General features: G+C 70.9%; 12 protein-coding genes. 3 read left to right on the top strand and 9 right to left on the bottom strand.

What is annotated here, in order from left to right; translation table 11 throughout:
* Positions 1–75 precede the first annotated feature (75 nt).
* From TN53_RS28860 to TN53_RS28840, 5 genes are all read right to left on the bottom strand, one after another.
* Positions 76–1,854: a GMC family oxidoreductase N-terminal domain-containing protein gene (locus tag TN53_RS28860; protein WP_046261630.1), complete on the bottom strand. Its 1,779-nt coding sequence runs from the start codon at positions 1,852–1,854 to the stop codon at positions 76–78.
* Between the two features lie 38 nt (positions 1,855–1,892).
* Positions 1,893–3,503, bottom strand: coding sequence for a succinic semialdehyde dehydrogenase (locus TN53_RS28855; RefSeq protein ID WP_046261629.1), 1,611 nt, complete (start codon positions 3,501–3,503; stop codon positions 1,893–1,895).
* Between the two features lie 137 nt (positions 3,504–3,640).
* Positions 3,641–5,260: a serine/threonine-protein kinase gene (locus TN53_RS28850; RefSeq protein WP_046261628.1), complete on the bottom strand. Its 1,620-nt coding sequence runs from the start codon at positions 5,258–5,260 to the stop codon at positions 3,641–3,643.
* A 42-nt stretch (positions 5,261–5,302) separates the two neighbouring features.
* Positions 5,303–6,955: a serine/threonine-protein kinase gene (locus TN53_RS28845; protein WP_095046790.1), complete on the bottom strand. Its 1,653-nt coding sequence runs from the start codon at positions 6,953–6,955 to the stop codon at positions 5,303–5,305.
* Between the two features lie 105 nt (positions 6,956–7,060).
* A complete protein-coding gene (locus TN53_RS28840) occupies positions 7,061–8,146 on the bottom strand; it encodes a serine/threonine-protein kinase (protein ID WP_046261626.1) in 1,086 nt (361 codons plus the stop codon).
* A gap of 215 nt (positions 8,147–8,361) precedes the next feature.
* Between TN53_RS28840 and TN53_RS28835 the strand changes: the two genes are divergently transcribed.
* A complete protein-coding gene (locus tag TN53_RS28835) occupies positions 8,362–8,775 on the top strand; it encodes a hypothetical protein (RefSeq protein ID WP_159038215.1) in 414 nt (137 codons plus the stop codon).
* A gap of 43 nt (positions 8,776–8,818) precedes the next feature.
* Here TN53_RS28835 and TN53_RS28830 read toward each other — a convergent pair whose 3' ends face one another.
* The 3 genes from TN53_RS28830 to TN53_RS28820 all read right to left on the bottom strand — a co-directional run bounded on the left by TN53_RS28830 (position 8,819) and on the right by TN53_RS28820 (position 15,554).
* The gene (locus TN53_RS28830; protein ID WP_046261625.1) at positions 8,819–10,420 is read right to left on the bottom strand and encodes a serine/threonine-protein kinase; all 1,602 of its coding nucleotides are present in this window, start codon (positions 10,418–10,420) and stop codon (positions 8,819–8,821) included.
* Between the two features lie 153 nt (positions 10,421–10,573).
* Positions 10,574–13,264 carry a protein kinase gene (locus tag TN53_RS28825; RefSeq protein WP_046261624.1) on the bottom strand — a complete coding sequence of 897 codons (2,691 nt, stop codon included), beginning with the start codon at positions 13,262–13,264 and terminating at the stop codon, positions 10,574–10,576.
* A 163-nt stretch (positions 13,265–13,427) separates the two neighbouring features.
* A complete protein-coding gene (locus TN53_RS28820; protein WP_046261623.1) occupies positions 13,428–15,554 on the bottom strand; it encodes a serine/threonine-protein kinase in 2,127 nt (708 codons plus the stop codon).
* 580 nt (positions 15,555–16,134) lie between these two features.
* On the opposite strand from TN53_RS28820, the gene TN53_RS28815 reads away from it, so the two are divergent.
* Entirely contained in the window at positions 16,135–17,178 is a 1,044-nt protein-coding gene (locus TN53_RS28815) for a serine hydrolase domain-containing protein (RefSeq protein ID WP_046261622.1), read from the top strand.
* A gap of 84 nt (positions 17,179–17,262) precedes the next feature.
* Here the strand turns inward: TN53_RS28815 and TN53_RS28810 are convergent, their stop codons facing one another.
* On the bottom strand, positions 17,263–18,969 hold the full coding sequence (locus TN53_RS28810; RefSeq protein ID WP_046261621.1) for a glycerol-3-phosphate dehydrogenase/oxidase: 1,707 nt from the start codon (positions 18,967–18,969) through the stop codon (positions 17,263–17,265).
* Positions 18,970–19,265: 296 nt separating this feature from the next.
* Between TN53_RS28810 and TN53_RS28805 the strand changes: the two genes are divergently transcribed.
* Positions 19,266–20,477 carry a nucleotide sugar dehydrogenase gene (locus TN53_RS28805; protein WP_046261620.1) on the top strand — a complete coding sequence of 404 codons (1,212 nt, stop codon included), beginning with the start codon at positions 19,266–19,268 and terminating at the stop codon, positions 20,475–20,477.
* Positions 20,478–20,517: the final 40 nt, after the last annotated feature.

Below are 20,517 nucleotides of genomic sequence, written 5' to 3'. Positions count from 1 at the left end.
AGCATCACCGCAAGAAAAAGAGAGAAGGACCTGCGTTCGGAGGGGGATGCAGGTCCTTCTCTCTTTGCGCGTGCGCTACTTCTTCGGCGGCACCGCCGGCATCCCCAGGAACGGCAGCCGCAGCGCCCCGAACGCCTGCGCCGGTACCGCCGCCGTCCGCGGCTCGACCGGCTTCAGACGTTCGTACGCCGCTCCCTGCGCCGGACGCGGGTCCGCCTCGCCCTTGTTGGGCCAGTACGACATCGCCCGCTCGGCCTGTGCGGTGATCGTCAGGGACGGGTTCACCCCGAGGTTCGCCGAGACCGCGGCGCCGTCGACGACCGAGATACCGGGGTGGCCGTAGAGGCGGTGGTACGGGTCGATCACACCGTCCTCGGCGGTGGCGCCGATGGGGCAGCCGCCGAGGAAGTGGGCGGTGAGCGGGGTGCCCATCAGCTCGCCGACGTTGGAGCCCGCGAAGCCGTTGATCTCGGCAGCGATCGCCGACGCGCCCTGTGAAGCGGCCCTGATCTGCTTGGGGTTGGGGGCTCCGTGGCCCTGGCGGGCGGTGAGCAGGCCCTTGCCCACGCCGTCCGGCTTCAGGTACGTCGTCAGGGAGTTGTCCAGCGACTGCATCACCAGGCCGATGATGGTCCGCTCCGACCAGCGGCGGTTGGAGAGGGAGCGCAGCACCAGCAGGGGGTGGCGGGCCGCGTTCGCCACCCAGCCCAGGACCCGTGAGGAGCCCTCGGTGTAGGGGACCTGGAGGATGGACAGGCCGCCCATCGAGTTGGAGCCCTTGCCGTAGCGGACCGGCTCGATGTGGGTGTTCGCGTCCGGGTGGATGGACGAGGTGATGGCGACGCCCTGGGTGAAGTCGGCCCTCTTGTCGCCGGTGGCCTTGCGGTAGCGCCGGTCGCTGGTCTGCGCGCCGACCAGTGCCTCGGAGTTGGTGCGGGTCAGCTCGCCCAGCTTCTCGGAGAGGTGCGGCAGTTGACCGCCCGCCTTCATGCGGTGCAGCAGGGTCTGGGTCCCGTAGGTGCCGGCGGCGAGGACGACACGGCGGGCCTTGAAGGTCCGGCCCTTGCCCTTGCGCTGCTGGTCCGTCGGCAGGGTGGCGATCGCGTACCCACCCTGCGAGTCGTCCGTGACCGAGACGACCGTCGTCATGGGGAACACGACCGCGCCCGCCTTCTCGGCGAGGTAGAGGTAGTTCTCGTTGAGGGTGTTCTTCGCACCATGACGGCAGCCGGTCATGCACTCACCGCACTCGGTGCACGCCTTGCGGTCCGGTCCCGCGCCACCGAAGTACGGGTCCGCGACCCGCTCGCCGGGTTTCGCCCTCCCCGTGCCGTCGGCGTCCCGACCGTCGCCGAAGAACACCCCGACGGGCGCCATGTGGAAGGTGTCACCGACGCCCATCCGCTGGGCCGCCGCCTTCAGATGGACGTCGGACGGGGTCATCGTCGGGTTGAGCCGTACGCCGAGCATGCGCTGTGCCTGGTCGTAGTACGGCTTCAACTCCTCTTCCCAGTCCGTGATGTCACGCCACTGCGGGTCCTCGAAGAACGGCTTCGGCGGTACGTAGAGGGTGTTGGCGTAGTTCAGGGAACCACCCCCGACCCCCGCACCCGCGAGCACCATCACGTTGCCCAGCAGATGGATGCGCTGGAGCCCGTACATGCCGAGCCTGGGTGCCCAGAGGTAGTTCTTGATGTCCCAGGAGTTCTTGGGGAGGGTGCCCGGGGTGAAGCGGCGGCCGGCCTCCAGGACGCCTACGCGGTAGCCCTTTTCGGTGAGGCGGAGGGCGGTGACGGATCCGCCGAAGCCGGATCCGACGACGATCACGTCGTAGTCGTAAGCGTCCTGAGGCACGTGCGTTCTCTCCTTTGAGCGTGCAGTGCGGGTCGGTACTAGCGGAACCGGAACGCCTTCATGAGGCGCAGGCTGCGGCTCATGAACTGGGCGTACGCCTCGTCACTCATCCCCAGCGACGGCGCCATCGGCAGCAGCCGCTGCTGGGCCACCGTCTGGGCCTCCGTGTACTTGAGGATGCCCTCGGAGCCATGGCGGCGGCCGAGGCCGGAGTCCTTCATGCCGCCCATCGGGGACTGGACGCTGCCGTAGGCGGGCGCGTAGCCCTCGTTGACGTTGACCGTGCCGGTGCGCAGCCGGGAGGCGACCTCGCGGCCGCGCCTGCCGTCCTTCGTCCAGACCGAGGAATTGAGGCCGTACGACGTGGAGTTGGCCTGTGCGACGGCCTCGTCGTCGGTCTTGAAGCGGTAGATGGAGACGACCGGGCCGAAGGTCTCCTCGGCGCAGATCGCCATGGGCTCGGTCACGCCGTCCAGGATCGTCGGCTCGAAGAAGTACGGGCCGATGTCCGGGCGGGCGACACCGCCGGCGACGACCTTGGCGCCCTTGGAGACGGCCTCCTCGACATGCCGGGTGACGGTCTCCAGCTGGCGCTCGCCGACGAGGGAGCCCATGTCGGCGCCGTAGGCGAGGGACTTGCCGAGCCGCATGGCCTTGGTGCGGGCGGCGAAGCGCTCCAGGAAGGCGTCGGCGACGGACTCGTGGACGTACAACCGCTCGATGGAGATGCAGAGTTGGCCGGCGGAGGAGAAGCAGGCACGGACCGCGCCCGCCGCCGCCTTCTCGATGTCGGCGTCCTCCAGTACCAGCATCGCGTTCTTGCCGCCGAGTTCGAGCGAGACGCCGACGAGGCGGGCGGCGGCGCCCTGGGCGACCTCGCGGCCGGTGCGGGTGGAGCCGGTGAAAGAGACGTAGTCGGCGTGCCGGACGACCTCGGGGCCGACGACAGGGCCCTCGCCGAGGACGATCTGGAAGACGTCGGCGGGCAGCCCGGCCTCGATCAGCAGGTCACGCGCCCACAGGGCGGTCAGGCAGGTCTCGGTGTCCGGTTTCATCACGACCGCGTTGCCCGCGACGAAGGCGGGGAGCGCGTCGCCGACGGACAGCTCCAGGGGGTAGTTCCAGGGGGCGATCTGGCCGACCACGCCCCGCGGGTGGCGCAGCTCGGTGACCTTGGTGAGGGTCGGCATGGCGCCCGCGTGCCGCTTGGGCCGCAGATAGGAGGGCGCCCTGCGGCCGTAGTGGCGGGCGGCGACCGCGACGGCCTGCACCTCCTCATGGGCGTGCAGACGGGCCTTGCCGGTCTCCAGCTGGATCAGGTCGAGGACCTCGGCCTGGCGGGCGAGCACCAGGTCGTGGAAGCGGAGCAGCACGGCCGCGCGCTGCCGTACGGGCGTCCGCTCCCACACGGCCTGCGCCTTGCGGGCCGCCGCGTAGGCCTTCTCCACGTCCTGCGGCGTCGACTCGGGCAGGTCGGCCAGCTTCTCGCCGGTGAACGGCGTGTGGTTGGCGGTACGACCGGAGCCGACCACACCCTTGGTGAGCTGTGCGACCAGCTCCGGGGTGACCACGTCGGCGGCGGTCCGGGCGCCCTCAGGGGCGGGGGCGAGGGGGTTGGTGGCCTGAGCCGAAGCCTTCGAGTCCGTCATGACGCGCAGGGTATGCCGGAGCGGGGGCTTTGGGTACCCGTCGGTAATCGGGATTCACCGAGTACGCACACGCCGCCAGTGATCACTGGCGGAAAAGCCGCTGATCAGTGCGTTGTTCGGTGTCGATCACCGGCCGTTCACCCTTTTTCGATCACGAGCCGGTCACGGGCCGCCTTGAACAGCGCCATGCCCTCCTTCTCGGCCGCCGTCCCCTTCGGCATGTCGACACGGAGCTCGTAGAGACGGCCGTCGTCGGTCATGACGAACACCTGCATGACCCGGGCCGGGCCGGCGCCCTTGTCGTCGTAGGTGGTGTCCGCCTGGACGGCGAAGTCGCCCTGGAGACTGGTCTGCGTGAGCTGGGTATCGGCCTGCGCGTGCGTCGCCCAGGCCTGCTTCTGCTGGGCCGCCCGGCCCATGGGCGAGGTGGCGGCCTGGTCCCACATGCTGAGGCGGAGGTCGATGCCGCCCTCCCCGTAGATCACCATCCGCGGCTGGTCGGTGGCGCTGCCCTGCCGATGGGTCTCCCCGTACCGGCTCGGGACGGCGAGCGTGGCCTTCAGGGCCTTCTCGGAGTGCTTGTCCCAGGGCTCGTCGGCGATGTCGGTGGCGGCGGGCGTGAGAGGGGCCGAGGTGTACGTCGGCTCGGCCACGTCGGCGGGCTCGGGCTCGGCGAAGAAGTAGGACGTACCGAGCCAGGCGCCGCCGACGAGGGTGACCCCGAGCAGGGCGGCCGGGAGGGGACGGCGCAGGAGGTGGGGCTGCGGTGGCGACGTCGTCGGTACGACGGTGGTGTCGGGCTGCTTCGGTTCGGGCTCGGGTTGCGGCCCCCGCAGGCGTAGGGTGCCGGAGTCCTCGCCCAACTCCCTTATTCGGTCAGGAACTTGGGGCGATGGTGTGGCGGGCAGCGGTGGCACCGGCCACCCCTCCGCCGCCGCCTCCAGGATCTTGGCGGCCTCCTCGGCGTCCGGCCGCAGATCGGGGTCCTTCCCCAGCAGCCCGCTGATCAGAGGGCTCAGCGGACCGGCCCGCCTGGGCTCGGGCGGGTCGAAGGAGAGGATCGCGGCGAGGGTGGACTCCAGCGTCGTACGCCGGAAAGGCGGTTCACCCTCCACGGCGGCGTACAGCAGGACGCCCAGGGACCACAGATCCGAGGGCGGGCCGGCGCCCCGCCCGGACATCCGCTCGGGGGCGACGAAGTCGATGGAGCCGACGAACTCGCCGCTGACGGTGAGGGATTCCTCGCCCTGGACATGCGCGATGCCGAAGTCGGTGAGGACGACCCGGCCGTGCGGGCCGAGCAGCACGTTGGCGGGCTTCACATCGCGGTGCACGATCCCGACGGCGTGCGCGGCGCGCAGGGCACCGAGGACGGCCAGGCCGATCCGGGCGGTCTCGGCCGGGGCGACCGGGCCACGCCGGAGCACCTCGTGCAGGGACTCCCCGCGCACCAGCTCCATGACGATCCAGGGCAGTCCGTCCTCGACGACCACGTCATGGATGGACACGGCGGCGGGATGGTCGACCCGGGCGGCGGCACGGGCCTCCCGGTAGAGCCGGTGAGAGGCCCGCTGATGGGCCTCGTCCTCCGGATCACCGGGCAACCTGGGCTGCTTCACCGCGACCTGGCGGTCCACCAGCTCGTCGTGGGCCCGCCAGACGGTGCCCATGCCGCCCGACCCGATGCGCTCGGCCAGACGGTAACGGCCGCCTATCAGTCGGCCCTTCGGGCTGGTGCCGCCCCGGTCGTTGCTCATGCCCCATCAGTACCTTGTGGGGCGGTTGCTTGTCGACGCGGGTCAGAGCACGTCCACGTCGAGGTTCGCGATCGTCGTCCTCGCCACCTCTTGCCCGCGCTTGGTGAAGTCGCCCTTGCCCGGGTAGCTGATGGTGAGCTTGTACATGTCGCCCTTGGAGGTCTTGTAGTAGAAGATCTGCATCTCGCGGGGGCGCGGGTTCTGGCTGTCGTCGGTGATGTACGTGATCGTGTTCTTGGCGGCCTGTTTCCCCTGGTACGTCACCTCGTCGTCGGTGTCCGTCGTCGGGTTCTCCGGCATGCTGAGCCCGTACTCGCCGTTCTCCTTGAACTTCTTGTCGTCCTCGTACATCTCCGCGGCCGCCGAGCCCGCGATGGTGTTGCCCGAGTCCTCGGCCTTCCTGTCGAGCCTCAGCCCGATCCAGATGCTGCCGCTGTCATCGGTGTACGTGACCCAGTGCGCCTCGTCCGTCTTCCGGTCGGGCACGTCCTCCTGGTACGCGTGGGGCACCGCCAGCGTCGCGGCGACGTCCTTCACCTTCTTCGTCGCCCAGCCGTCCGGCAACGGCCCCGCGAACGGGTCCGCGACCACCAGATACGCCGCCACCGCGGCCGCGACGACCGCGGCACCGAGCCCGATCAGCGACTTGCGGCCCAGCCGCACACCGCCCTTCGGGGCCCCCTCGGCGAGCTGCACGACCTGCGTCGCCGCCGGAGCCGGCGGGTTGGCGGCCGTCTCCAGCAGCGCCCGCACCTGGGCCGCGTTCGGGCGACGCGCGGGGTCCTTCTGGAGGAGGCCGGTGATGACGTCGGCCAGCGGACCGGAGGCGGAGGCCGGTGCGGCGGGCGTGGCGTTGAGGACCGACTGGAGCGTGGCCGGCGTGTTGCTGCGGCGGAACGGCGAGACGCCCTCGGTGGCCGCGTACAGGACGACACCGAGCGACCACAGGTCCGACGCCGGTCCCGGCCGCTGCCCCAGCACCCGCTCCGGCGCGATGTACTCGGGCGAGCCGACGAAGCCGCCCGTGTCGGTCAGATTGGTCTCGCCCTCGATCTGGGCGATGCCGAAGTCCGTGAGGACGACGCGGTCATGACGGCCGAGCAGCACGTTGTCCGGCTTGACGTCCCGGTGCAGGATGCCCGCCGCGTGCGCGGCCTCCAGCGCGCCGAGCACCTCCAGGCCGATTCTCGCCGCCTCCCGCGCCCCGAGGGTGCCCTCCTGCAACGCGTCGCCCAGCGAACGGCCCCGCACCAGCTCCATGACGATCCACGGCTGGCCGTCGACGACGGCGACGTCATGCACGTTCACGACGGCGGGATGGTCGAGCCGGGCCGCGGCACGCGCCTCGCGGCGCATCCGCTCGAACGCGTTGGCGCGTTCGCGGTCGGGAAGATGATCGGGTACACGGGGCTCCTTGACGGCGACCTCGCGGTCCACCGTCTCGTCCTTGGCGCACCAGACCGTACCCATGCCGCCGTGCCCGAGCTTGGCGAGCAGACGGTAACGACCACCGATCAACCGGCCGGTACCCGGCTCCGGTTCGGGCGCGGAGGGTGCCGTCTGGTGCGGTACGACCTGGGTGGGCGCCGCGTACGGGTTGTCCGGGTGCGGCACGGCCGCGGGCGGGTTCGGCGGTTGCAGACCAAAACTCGTTGGCTCGTCGGACCCGTAAGGGGCTCCCCCGTTGCTGCTCATGGGTCCGTTCATATCGCGCCAGCAGCGTCCGAATCCACTCAGAGGGCGTTGCGGTCACAGACCCGTGACTCAGGAGGTCGCTTATCTCCCTTTTATGTGAGCTCGCTATGGAGTCTCGGATTCAGTGAAGGAAGGTTTCGCCACAGAGGGCGCCACGGAGTGCGTCACGGAAGGCGTCACCGTCGGACTCGAACCGGCCGAGCCGCTGACCGACGTGGGTGACGGCGACGGCTCACCCCCGCCCCCCTCCTGATGCATGATCAGCGCCGCCCCCGACACCCCCGCCCCCGCCATCGCGGCGACCAGCACCACGGCCGTCAGCACACCCCGCAGGGAACGCCGCTCGGCGACCGGCAGGCGCCCCGTCTCCAGAAAGGCCCGCAGCATCCGCTCGGCCGACTCCGCGTCCAGCCGGTGTGCCGGATCGCGCTCCAGCAGTCCTCGTACGACGGGCAGGATCGGCGCGGCCTGCGCGGGTGGACGTATCTCCGCCGCGAGGACCGCGTGCAGGATGCCGCTCAACGAGTCCCGGCGGAACGGCGATTCACCGCTCAACGCCGTGCACAGGAGCGCACCCAGCGACCACAGGTCGGAGGCGGGTCCGGTCCGCAGCCCGGTCATCCGCTCCGGGGCCGTGTACTCGGGTGAGCCGACGAAGGACCCGGCCTCGGTGAGGGTGGTGGCGCCCGCGACCTGGGCGACACCGAAGTCGGTGAGGACGACCCGACCGGTACCGGCCTCCATCAGGACGTTCGCCGGCTTGATGTCCCGGTGCAGGACCCCGGCCGCGTGCGCCGCGCGCAACGCGCCGAGCAGATCGACGCCGATCCGGGCGGCCTCGGCGGGCACCACCGGCCCGTGCACGGCGATCCGGTCGGCGAGGGAGCCGCCGTCGATCAACTCCATGACGAGGTAGGGCCGTTCATCCTGCTCGACGATGTCATGGACGACGATGATGTGCGGGTGCCTGAGTTGTGCGACGGCCCGCGCCTCGCGCAGGGTCCGGTCGCGCTGCCACCGGGCCTCGGCCTCGGACAGCGTCCCGTCGAGGGAGATCTCCTTGACCGCCACCCGCCGCCCGAGCAGCAGATCGGTCGCCCGCCACACGACGCCCATGCCGCCCCGCCCGAGCCTGACCTCCAGGCGGTAACGGCCCGCTATGACACGGAAGTTGTCCCCCGGGGTCCCCATGCGCCCCATGATGCCGCGCCGGACGCCCTCCTTCCGCGGCACTGACCGGCCAAGTGCGCTGCCGGCCCCTCTCCGTCCTGATCATTTTCGGCCATGGCCGGTTTTTAAATAACTGCAAAGTACGGCAAATCACCAGGCCATAAGCCCCATAAAAGGTAAATGGGGTGGCCGGAATCATGCTGTCTTGTGAATCATGGAAGCCTTATCGTTCCCTTATGGGAAACACATTGAAGCGCCTTTCCGTCACAGGTGTGGCGGCGGTGGCGATATTCGCCACGACTACCGTGACCAATGCCAGCGCGGCGAGCGGTGGAGCCGCGTGCTCGGTGACGGGCGCCTCGGGAAGCATGACTTTCACCAACTGGTCGGACGACTATGTGGACATCAGCGGTTGGGTCAAGGACACCGCTGCCGACAGTCACCATGCGGCCATTCGACTCGTTTCCCTGGACGGCGGCACCGGATGGGTGACTGAGTGGCCCTGGCGTCACGAATACGACGGCAACGGAGCGACCCTCTCCTTCACCACGTACGCGGCACCCACAGTCGATGACCTCGACTACATCGGCGTTCAGGTGGCGGTCATGGAAGGCGGGACGATAGTCCGTTCCTGCACGGACTACGCCTGATTTCCCGCTCGTAATCCTCAGCTTGCAGAAGATGCCGGGGCTTTCAACCCTCCTGAAAGCCCCGCAGCATCCGGTCGAACTGCTTTTTCGTAGTGGCCCATTCGTCGGCCGGCGAGGCCGCGTAAATGGCGTACTCGGTGCCTTCACCGTTCATGTACCCGACGTCGATCGCACGGTAGGGCCCCGGGAAGTAGTGCGGCGAGTCCTTGGCCAGCGCGTCCCAGGTGTACTCCCAGCGGGCACCCGGCAGGTCACGGAAGAGTTCTTGCTTGAGGCTCAGCCGCTCGTATTCCTGAAGCCCTGAGATCCGCTCCTCGAGGTTCCTCATGTGCTCGTACGAGCTGCTGAAGTCCGGCGCGGTGTCGACGGCGACCCGCACGAGGTGCTTGCCGTGGTCGGGCGAGTAGTCGATCTGCTGAAGGCCGTCCTGGTCGATGGAGACGGTCCGCTGCCACCCCTTGGGCAGGGAGATGCTGAAGCCCACCGGGTCCTCGCGCCGTTCCCAGCCTGCGGGAAGCGCCCCCTGACCGCCCGCGTCGCTCGGCGTGGCACTGGCACTGGCACTCGGAGTCGGCGAAGCGGAGGTGCCCGTGCCGAACTGCTGCAACGCGACCGCCACACCCCCGCCGACAACCGCCGCGAGGGCGACGACCAGGGCGAACGTACGCAGCCGGTGCCGCTTGCGCGGGGCGGGAGGGGCCGGGGCACCGATCGTGACCGGCGGATAGGGGGTGGCGGCGGCCGTCTGCGCACGGGTGCCGGTCCCCGGCGTGTGCGACGGCTCGTACCGCACCTGCCCCGTGGACATATACGCCGGTGCCGCACCCGAGGACCGCCCCTCCGCCGCCTCGGCAAGCATCCGCTCGGCCTCCGCGGCGCTCGGCCGCTCGGCCGGATCCTTGCGCAGCAGTGCGGCGAGGACAGGACCCAGCACCCCGGCGTTGACCGGCTCGGCGGGCTGCTCCTCGACGACCGCCTGCATCGTGCCGATCGGCGAGGTGCGGCGGAACGGCGAGCGGCCCTCCACCGCCGTGTACAGCGTCGCGCCGAGCGCCCACAGGTCGGAGGCCGGGCCCGGATCGTGGCCACGGACCCGCTCGGGGGCGAGGTAGTCGACGGAGCCGACGACCTCTCCGGTGCGGGTGATCGTCGTATCGCCCTCGATCTGCGCGATACCGAAGTCGGTCAGCAGGACGCGCCCGTCCTGGGAGAGGAGGACGTTGCCGGGCTTCACATCGCGGTGCAGGACCCCGGCGGAGTGCGCGGCGCGCAGCGCACGCAGCACCCACAGCCCGATCCTGGCCGCCTCGGCGGGCTCGACACGCCCCTGCGCCTTGACCGCGTCGGCCAGCGAACGGCCCTCGATCAGCTCCATCACGATCCACGGGCGGGCGTCATGATCGAGCACGTCGTGGACGGTGACGACGGCGGAGTGGTTGATCCGGGCGGCCGCGCGGGCCTCGGCGCGGGTGCGGTGGAGCAGCCGCTCCTGGTCGCTCTCGGACACGTACAGGGCAGCGGTCAGCTCTTTGATGGCGACGGCCCGGTGCAGCACCTCGTCATGCGCACGCCACACACGGCCCATACCGCCGCTGCCGATGGTGTCGGCAAGCCGGTAACGACCCGCGAGAAGCAGGCCCTGCATCTGATTCACGTTGCCCCGCAATGCTCTTGACAGAGTCAGATTAGGGACCGGCCCGGGTGCGGGGAACCACAGGGGTGCCAAGGTTTCGCGGTTGTGACAGTTATCGCTTTCGACAGCCGGAAACAACCATCACCCGGTGTGACCGGGCACCGCTCAGCCGGTGACCTCGTACGTCGCCGACGCCTGCTCGAACAGCCGCGTCACCTCGTCCCGCTCGGCCTCCGGTCCGCGCACCTGCACCACGTGGTACTTCCCGTCGACGAGCATCGCGAGATTGCGTACGAACAGCTCGCGCCCCGCGTCATCGGTCCAGGTGAACTGCCCCTCGGCCATGGTCCGCCCACCCACCTGGATCGTCTTCAGCCCGCTGGCGCTGGCCCAGCTGGAGTCGCGGTACGGCTGCAGCTCACGCTCGTCCTCCCGCTGGTACGCCATGGGGTCCTCGCCGTACTCGTCGGCGCTGTCCCTTCCGGGTACGACGATCAGGTCGAAGTCGCCGTGCGCGTACACGACCTGACCGCGACCGTTCCTGGGGGTGTGGTCCCAGCCGTCGGCGACGGCGACACGGAAGCCGGCGGAGTCCGTACGCAGGGTGAAGCCGTCGGCGACGTCCGGGCTCGTGGTCCGGTGCTCCGCGGACTCGGAAGGGCTGGCCTTCGGGGAGTTCTGGTCGGGCCGCGGCTCACTGCTGGCGGGCGCCTCGCTGACCTCGCCGGCGGAACCGGTCCGGTCGGTGTCGCCCGCGCCGCCCGTCGAGTCGGCGGCTTTGGGCATGAACAGCATGGCGTAAGCGATCACCGCGGCCATCAGCAGCAGCACCAGCAGAAGCAAGGTACGCCCGAGCCGGCGCGGCGAACGCGCCACCTCCTGCCGGCCTTGCTTGGCCCGCTTGTGCCGTCCGTGCGCACTGGTCGCGGGCAGCCCGGCGCGCCGTCGGCGCACCAGCTCGCCCCGCCGTCGTACGACGGGCAGCCGGGTGGAGTCGAGGGGCGGCGCGGCGACGACGTACGCGCCTGCGTCGGGCTCGGGCGCGGACCGCACCAGCGACCGCAGCCAGCCCCGAACCTCCTCGAAGTCCAGCCGCTCGGTGGGGTCCTGGCGCAGCAGCGACTCCACGACCGGCCGCAGCGGACCGCACTCCTCGGCGAAGGCGGGCGGCTCGGCGCACACCATCTGCACCAGCTCGGCCGTCGACTCCTCCGGGTAGGGCGCGTGCCCCTGTACGGCCCTGAAGAGCAGCGCCCCGAGCGCCCACAGATCGGTGGCAGGCCCGATCGGTGCGGCCAACTGCCAGTTCTCATGCACGGGCCCGGCCTGCTCCGGCGCCCACCGTTCGGTCACCGGTCCTACCACGGCCATCCTGGCCTGCCGCGCCCGCTCGGCGGCGAGCGCGGTGGCGGGGCCGCGGGGAGCGGGGGCCGCGGCGGCGAGCTCGTCCCAACGGCTGGGGGCGGGGGCGGTCCCTCCGGGCGGAAGAGCGGCGCTACGTTCATGCCCTACCGTCGGCAGCTCCGTGCCCCCGGCTCCACCACGCGGCACGGCCCCCTGCCAGTCGGCCCGCACACCGTACGGATCGGCCGGCTGCCCCTGGGGCATGCCGCCGGAACGGGGGTGATCCCCACGGCCGGGCGACACCGCATCACCGAGAGAAGCGGAACCCGGCGGAAGCGAAACGCCGTGGCCAGGGCCGTACACCGACTGCCCCTCGCCGCCCGGCGGAAGCTCGACGCCGTTGCCCATGGAGTACGGCGCCTGAAGCCCACCGCTGCCCGAGTCGTACGGCGATGTCGGCCCCCCGGCCATCGTCGCGGGGTCGCCCTCGGGCATCGGCCGGGCTCCGGGCAGGGCCGCGCGGCCGTTCTGCTGGGCCTCCTGGACCCGGGCGGCGGCCCGGGCACCCGCGCGATACGCGGCGATCGCCCCGGCGCGCGCGGCCCGGACTTCCCCGCCGGTCTCCACGGCCCTGCGCTCGATCGCGGCCGACGCCGCACCCGTACCGTTCGTCGCATCCCCGCCGAGCCCCGGCAGCCCACCGGCCTCCCGCGCCTCGATGGCGGCCCGCCGCGCGGCCTCGGGGTCGACGGCACTCGCCCGGGCGGCGGCACCGCCGAGACCGGCCGCTGCACCACTCACCGGACCGCCGGCACCACCCGGACCGCCGAAAGTCCCCGTGACACCCACCCCGCGCCGGTCACCGAACTCCCCGTCGCCCTCCTCGGCCGGCACCGGGTCGTACCCGCACAGGGCCTCCTCCGCCGCCCCGACCGCGAGGCCGGTCAGCATCACACGGCCGTCGTCGCAGACGAGGACCGTGCGGGCGGTGATGTTCCGGTGCACCCAGCCGTGCGCATGCAGCACCCGCAGGGCCATGAGGACGTCGGAGGCGACCTCGGCCGCCCGGTACGGCGTCAGCGGCTTCTCCGCCAGCAGCGCCGCCAGTGGCCGCGCGGCCACCAACTCGCTCACTATCCACAGCGACCCGCCCTCGGCGAACACGTCGAAGACCTGGTCGAGCCGGGGATGGTCGGGTATCGAAGCGGCGGCCTGCGCGGCTTCCACGGCCCGCCGGACGGCCGGATCAGTGGGCCGCCGTGTGCTCGTAGTACGCGCCGAGGACCGCCGAACTCCCCGGTCTCTCGGGTCCCTTGCGGTGAAACCGTCGGGCAGCCCCTCCGCGTCGAGCACCTCCGCCTCGACGACCTCGGGCAACGGCACCTGCCGGACCAGGACTTCCTGACCGCTGTAGGTGTCGAAGGCCCGGGTCTCGGTCAGTTCGTACTCGTCGGAGGGGGGCAGCGGCAGGCGGTAGCGGTCGGCGAGTACCCGTCCCGCATAGTCGTCCACGTTGCCTCCCCCGGCACCCCGGATCGGTCAATTCCGTTCGCCCCGCGTGCCGTTCCGCCCATAGTTGGATGCGTACGGTCCGCAAGCCTTCACGATACGTGCCGGAGGCAACCCGCAAAGAGGGGATGCCAGATCTCACGCCTCAAACGCGGGTCGGGTCACTTCACGATTTCGGTTCGAATGTCTGCGCGAGGGTCTGCCAGGTACCCTTCCGCAGCTCACTGCCCCAATTGGCCGCTTTCGCCGTGTACATCAGCGCATATCCGAGATGGTCGTCGACGACGAACCCCCGGTCGATCGTCCGGTACTTCGTCCCGCCCTCGACATAGGTGAACTCCCAGTCGGCCGCCGACCAGCCCCGGTAGTTCACCTTCGCTATTCGGACCCGGTCGTACTGGGAACGCGCCATGTACTGCTCCTGGCTCTTCCAGTCCGCCACCGGGTCACCCTTCGGCGTGGACGTCCAGGCCACCAACAGCTTCTGCCCGTCAGGACCGGTGAAACGATCCCCCGCCGAACTCGACGTCTGGAACTTCCACCCCTTGGGCAGCCCGATCGAGTACCCCTGACCGCCCTTGTACGTCGTCTCCGCCGTGCTGTCGCCCTCGGCGGAACCGCCGCCCTCGCTACCGCCGGTCGCGCCCGGGCTGCTGCTCGGCGACTTCTCGGCCGCCACGCCGGACCCCGCGGACTCGGTCGCCTTACCGTCCGTCTGGGCGCCGCCGCTCTCGTCCTCCTTGGTGGAGGCGCTCACGCTCGCACTGGCGGAAGCCTTGGCACCGCCGCCCGCCGAGCTCGTGGAGGAGTCGCCGTCACCGTTCAACGCGATGGCCAGCACGACCGCGACCACAGCGAGCACCACGACCACCGCGATGATCACCAGCGTCCGCCTCGGCACCACATCGGTGAGCGGCGCCCTGGGCACGGGCCGCGGCGGCAGATCCGCCGGCGGCGTCATCACGGGCCACCCCGAACTCCGCCCCCCACCAGCCGCGTTGCCCCCGGACCCCGAGCCCGCACCAGCACCAGCACCAGCACCAGCACCGGACACAGCGGCACCGGCACCGGCACCGGTGACACCCACACTGCCGGACCCCGAGACAGCCGTCCCGGACGAAGAGGCCGGCCTCGCCTGCGCACCCGTCCCCGCAGCGCCCGGCCCCGAAGCCGCCGCACCACCCGACGAACCCGAGCTGCCCGACGAACCCGAAGTACCCGACGAACCCGAAATACCAGACGAGCCCGAAGTACCCGTCCCGCTCCCGGACTTGGCCCGAGCCGCAGCCGCCGTACCGGCCGCCCCCGCAGCCACGGCCGCCTTGCGCACGGAACGAAACGCCCCGCGCAACCGCTCCCCGCCCTCACCCCGGTCGGGCTGCGGAGGCAACGGCACGACCTTCGTCGCGTCCGGCGCCGGCTCCGGCTCTTCCTTGGGCTCGGGCGCATGGATCACCGCGTTGAGCATCACGCGCGCACCGGCGTCGTCGAGCCGCTTCTCGGGATCCTTGTTGAGCAGCCCGTAGATGACATCCTTGAGCGGACCCGCGTTCTTCGGCTCCTCCAGCGGCTCGGTCATCACCGCGGTCAGGGTGGCGATCGCCGAGCCCTTGTCGTACGGCGGCACCCCCTCGACCGACGCGTACAGCAGCCCGCCCAGCGACCACAGGTCGGCGGCCGGACCCGGCTTGTGCCCGCGAGCACGCTCCGGGGAGATGTAGGAGGGGGCGCCGACCAGCATGCCGGTCGAGGTGATGGACGGGTCGCCCTCCACCTGGGCGATGCCGAAGTCGGTGAGCACCACCCGGCCGTCCTCGGAGATCAGCACGTTCGACGGCTTCACGTCCCGGTGCAGGATGCCCTCACGGTGCGCCGAACGCAGCACGTCGAGCACCGCGAGGCCGACCTCCGCCGCGCGCTTCGGCTCCAGCAGGCCGTCCTCCCGGATGGCCTCGGCGAGCGACTTGCCCTCGACGAGCTCCATCACGATCCACGGCCGGTCGTCCTCCTCGACCACGTCGAAGACGGTCACCGCGCTGTTGTTCCGGATCCGCGCGATCGCCTTGGCCTCACGCAACGTCCGCGTGATCAGCCGCCGCTTCTCCTCCTCGTCGATATTGGAGGGGAACCTCAGCTCCTTCACCGCGACGATCCGACCCAGGGTCTCGTCCTCGGCACGCCACACCGTGCCCATGCCGCCGCGGCCGAGCACTGCTCCCAACCGGTACCGCCCGGCGAGGAGACGTTCGCTCTTGCCCTGACGGGATGCCCCCGCCCGCTCCGCCTCCGACATGCGTCCCCTCATACAACCCGCCCTGACAGAGCCTCCATTGTCCCTCACCCGACAAGTGCCCGACGCCCAGGGTGCCCCTGCGGACCAGCCGCCCGCCACGAGGACCGAACGCCCGCACCCCCATGAACACGGCGCGCCACGGACCCTCACACCAGGGTGACGACAACACGCCTCGCATCACGAAGCCCGCCCCACCCGAGGACCACCGGAAGACCGGATTCCGCCACCCTGCATGATGGACCGCACACAAGGAACCACCGCAGGACCGATCGCCGCCCGAGGAACCCCCGCACGAGGAACCGGCGCAAGGAGCCAGCGCAGGACCGATCGCCGCACGAGGAACCACCGCACGAGGAACCGGCGCAAGGAGCCAGCGCAGGACCGATCGCCGCACGAGGAACCACCGCGCAAGGAACCACCGCACGGCGGACCGCCGGACGAGAAACCCCGCATGATGATCTCGGCACAAGGAACCACCGCACGAGGAGCCCCGCGTGAAGGGCCCACAGGAAGGGCCGCCCGACAAGAAGCCCCGCCAGATGAGCCACCCATGACGATCCGCGACAGGGGAGGGACCACAATGCCGCCGTTCCGGACACTAGTGGCCGTACCTGTGTCCCTCGCGCTCCTCGCCCTGGCCCCGGCCGCCTCCTCCGCGCCCACGACACCCCCGACGGACGCGCTCCTCCCGCTGCTGGTCAGTGCGGGCAGAGCCCCCGCCGCGGCCCTGCTGGCCCGCGAGGAGACCGGCACCCGCTACGCCGAGGGAGGAGGGGGCATCGCCCGCGCCGACCACTTCCGCGCCGGCAGCATGACGAAGACCTTTCTCGCGACGGTCGTCCTCCAACTGGCCGAAGAACACCGGCTGTCCCTGTCCGACACCGTGGAGCGGCATCTGCCCGGCCTGGTCCGCGGAGCCGGCAACGACGGCCGCACGATCACCCTGCGCGCCCTGCTCACCCACACCAGTGGCCTGAACGACTTCACCACGGACACCGAGGGCGTGGTCCCCCTCACTCCTCTTCAAGCCGTACGGATCGCACTCACCCACCCTCCGGCCGACCCGGGCCGCTACTCCTACTCGAACACCAACTACGTCCTGCTCGGCATGGTCATCGCACAGGTCACCGGCCACTCCTACGCAACCGAGGCCGAGCGCCGCATCATCGCTCCGCTGGGTCTGACGAACACCTCCTTCCCTGGATCCCGCACCTCGCTCCCCACCCCGCACGGCCGCGCCTACGACACCGACGGATCAGATGTCACCGATCTGGATCCGCGGGTCGCCGGGGCCGCCGGCGAGTTGGTGACCACGCTCGCCGACCTCGACCGCTTCTACGCGGCGCTGCTCGGCGGTGAACTGCTGCCCCCGCACTGGCTGCGCGAGATGCGCGACACCCGCGCCGCACACGGCCTGTACGGCATGGGGCTGTTCCCGGTGAAGCTGCCGTGCGGCACCACGGTGTGGGGGCACAACGGCCGAATCGCCGGCAGTTATGTGCGCACCGCGGCCACCGTCGACGGCCGTCGCGTCCTCACCTTCCGCGTGAACACGACCGCGATCGCAGACCCCGACCTCGAACCGGCCCTGCTCGCCGCCGAGTTCTGCCCCCGCACCTCCTAGAACGACCGGGTTCCGAACGAAGATCCCGGCTCGCGACACTCGTTCGAGTGACGTCGAACCGGGATCCGATGCCGTGCGGGAGCCCTACAGCGGCGCGATGTCCGGCGCCCCCAACCGAGCGGCGTCGGCCGTCAGGTCGTCGGGCTGCCGCTGCGACTCCCGCTCCGCCTCCACCCGCTTCTCGTAGTGCTGGATCTCCCGCTCGATGTGGTCCTTGTCCCAGCCCAGCACCGGCGCCATCAACTCGGCGGCCTCCCGCGCGCTCCGCGTCCCCCGGTCGAAGGTCTCGATGGAGATCCGCGTCCGCCGGGTCAGCACGTCGTCCAGGTGCCGGGCCCCCTCGTGCGAGGCGGCGTACACGACCTCGGCGCGCAGATAGTCCTCGGCCGCCTGGAGCGGCTCCCCGAGTGAGGCATCCGCCGCGATGAGGTCCAGGACCTCCTCCGCCAGCGAACCGAATCGGTTCAGCAGATGCTCCACCCGCACCACGTGCAGCCCTGTCCGGGCGGCGATCCGCGCTCGCGCGTTCCACAGCGCCCGGTACCCCTCGGCGCCCAGCAGCGGCACGTCCTCGGTGACACACTCGGCGACCCGCAGATCGAGCGCGTGCACGGCTTCGTCCACGGCGTCCTTGGCCATGACCCGGTACGTCGTGTACTTGCCGCCCGCCACGACCACGAGCCCCGGCACGGGATGCGCCACGGTGTGCTCGCGGGACAGCTTGCTGGTGGCGTCCGACTCCCCGGCCAGCAGCGGCCGCAGACCGGCGTACACGCCCTCGACGTCATCGCGTGTGAGCGGCACGGCGAGCACCGAGTTCACATGTTCCAGCAGATAGTCGATGTCCGCGCTGGACGCGGCGGGATGTGCCTTGTCGAGGTCCCAGTCGGTGTCGGTCGTGCCGATGATCCAGTGCCGGCCCCACGGGATGACGAACAGCACGGACTTCTCGGTGCGCAGGATCAGACCGGTCGTCGCGTGGATGCGGTCCTTGGGCACGACGAGGTGGATGCCCTTGGAGGCCCGTACGTGGAACTGTCCCCGCTCGCCCACCATGGCCTGGGTGTCGTCGGTCCACACGCCCGTGGCGTTGACGATCTGCTTGGCGCGGACCTCGTACTCCCCGCCCGCCTCGACGTCCTGCACGCGGGCGCCGACGACGCGTTCGCCCTCGCGGAGGAAGCCGGTCACCCGGGCACGGTTGGCGACCTGCGCGCCGTACGCCGCCGCCGTGCGCACCAGGGTGGCCACGAAGCGCGCGTCGTCCATCTGGGCGTCGTAGTACTGGAGGGCGCCGACCAGTGCGTCCTTCTTCAGGGCGGGTGCGATGCGCAGTGCGTGACGGCGGCTCAGGTGCCGGTGCATGGGCAGGCCTCGCCCATGTCCGCGGGCCATCGACATGGTGTCGTAGAGCGCGACGCCGGAGCCGGCGTACAGCCGCTCCCAGCCCTTGTGCTGGAGCGGATACAGAAACGGCACCGGCTTCACGAGATGCGGCGCGAGCCGTTCCAGCAACAACCCGCGCTCCTTCAACGCCTCCCGGACGAGGGCGAAGTCGAGCATCTCCAGGTAGCGCAGGCCGCCGTGGATGAGCTTGCTCGACCGGCTCGAGGTGCCCGACGCCCAGTCACGTGCCTCGACCAGGCCGACGGACAGCCCGCGCGTCACCGCGTCGAGGGCGGTCCCGGCACCGACCACGCCGGCGCCCACCACCAGTAGGTCCAGCTCGCGCTCGGCCATGGCTGCGAGCGCCTCGGCTCGCTGCGCCGGCCCCAGTGTCGCTGTCCTCACCGCTGCCTCCCGCTGTCGGTCACGCCGGTCTCACCCGTGAGGAGTGACCCGGTCCGTATCCCTCATGCCCAAATTCTGACCGCCTTGCCCGACTTCAGCCACCAGTCGCCCCCAGCCTGTGGACAACTTCCACAAGGCGTAGGCCAAAGCTTGAGGAACTCCTGCCGGAAGACACAAGGAATCAATCTCGTATTTCGGTCAGATTTACTCTTAGTCTGACATTGCGCTCGCTCGTCCAGTCCACACGGCTTGCGCACCTGTCCCGCTTCGGCTACTGGGAAGGACGGTCCAACGCCATGCCCGCAGATCTCGCCGTCATCGGACTCGGCCCCTACGGACTGCCCCTGGCCCAGGCCGCCGTCGCCGCCGGCATCCCCACGCTCGGTTACCGCACCGGGCCCGAGCCCGGCTCCCTCAGCCCCGCCGAACTGCGCCGGATGCTCTCGGGGGGCTTCCGGCCGACCACCTCCCCCGCCGAACTCGGCCGGGTGCGCACCGCGGTCATCTGCGCGCCCACCCCGCGCGGGGCGGACGGCGGGCTCGACCTCACCCAGGTGGAGTCCGCGGCCCGCACCCTGGCCGCCCACCTGCGCCCGCACACCACGGTCATCCTGGAGTCCCCGGTCCCCCCGGGCACCACGGAGGACCTCCTGCGTCCCCTCCTCGAAGGGGGCTCCGGCCTCCGCGCGGGCCGCGACTTCCACCTCGCCTACTCCCCCAGCCGCGTCGACCCAGGCAACCGCGACTTCACCCCCGCCAACACCCCCAAGGTGATCGGCGGCCTCACCCCCGCCTGCACCGAGTCGGCGGCCGCCTTCTACTCGCGCCTCACCGACAAGGTGGTACGCGCGCGTGGCCCGCGGGAGGCGGAGACGGTCCAGCTCCTGGAGACCAACTACCGCCACGTCAACATCGCCCTCGTCAACGAGATGGCCGTCCTCTGCCACGACCTGGGTGTCGACCTGTGGGACGTCGTCCGGTGCGCGGAGACCAAGCCCTTCGGCTTCCAGTCCTTCCGCCCCGGTCCCGGCGTCGGTGGCCACGCGGTCCCCCAGGACCTGACCGGTGCCGCCACCGGCCGCACCCTGCGCATGGTCGAACTGGCCCAACAGGTCAACAGCCAGATGCCGCGCTACGTCGTCCAGCGCGCCGCCGCCCTCCTCAACGAACACGGCAAGTCGGCGCGCGGCGCCCGCGTCCTGCTCCTCGGCGTGACGTACAAGCCCGACCTCGCCGACCAACAGGCCACGCCCGCACGGGAGATCGCGATCCGCCTGATGGAGCTCGGCGCCTCCGTCAGCTACCACGACCCGCACGTCCCCTCCTGGAACGTCCTGGACCGCCCGGTCCCCCGCGCGGACTCCCTGTACGAGGCGGCGGCCGACGCGGACCTGACGATCCTGCTCCAGCAGCACCGGACGTACGACTTGCAGGGCCTGTCGGTGAAGGCACAACTGCTGCTGGACACACGCGGCGCCACGCCTACGGGGGCGGCGCATCGGTTGTGAAGGGGGGCGCGTGGGTGGGCGGGCTCCGGCGGCTGGTGGC

It is taken from the genome of Streptomyces sp. WM6386, assembly GCF_000972385.1.
In the GTDB taxonomy this organism is placed as follows: domain Bacteria; phylum Actinomycetota; class Actinomycetes; order Streptomycetales; family Streptomycetaceae; genus Streptomyces.
This window is presented reverse-complemented; position numbering and strand designations above follow the sequence as displayed.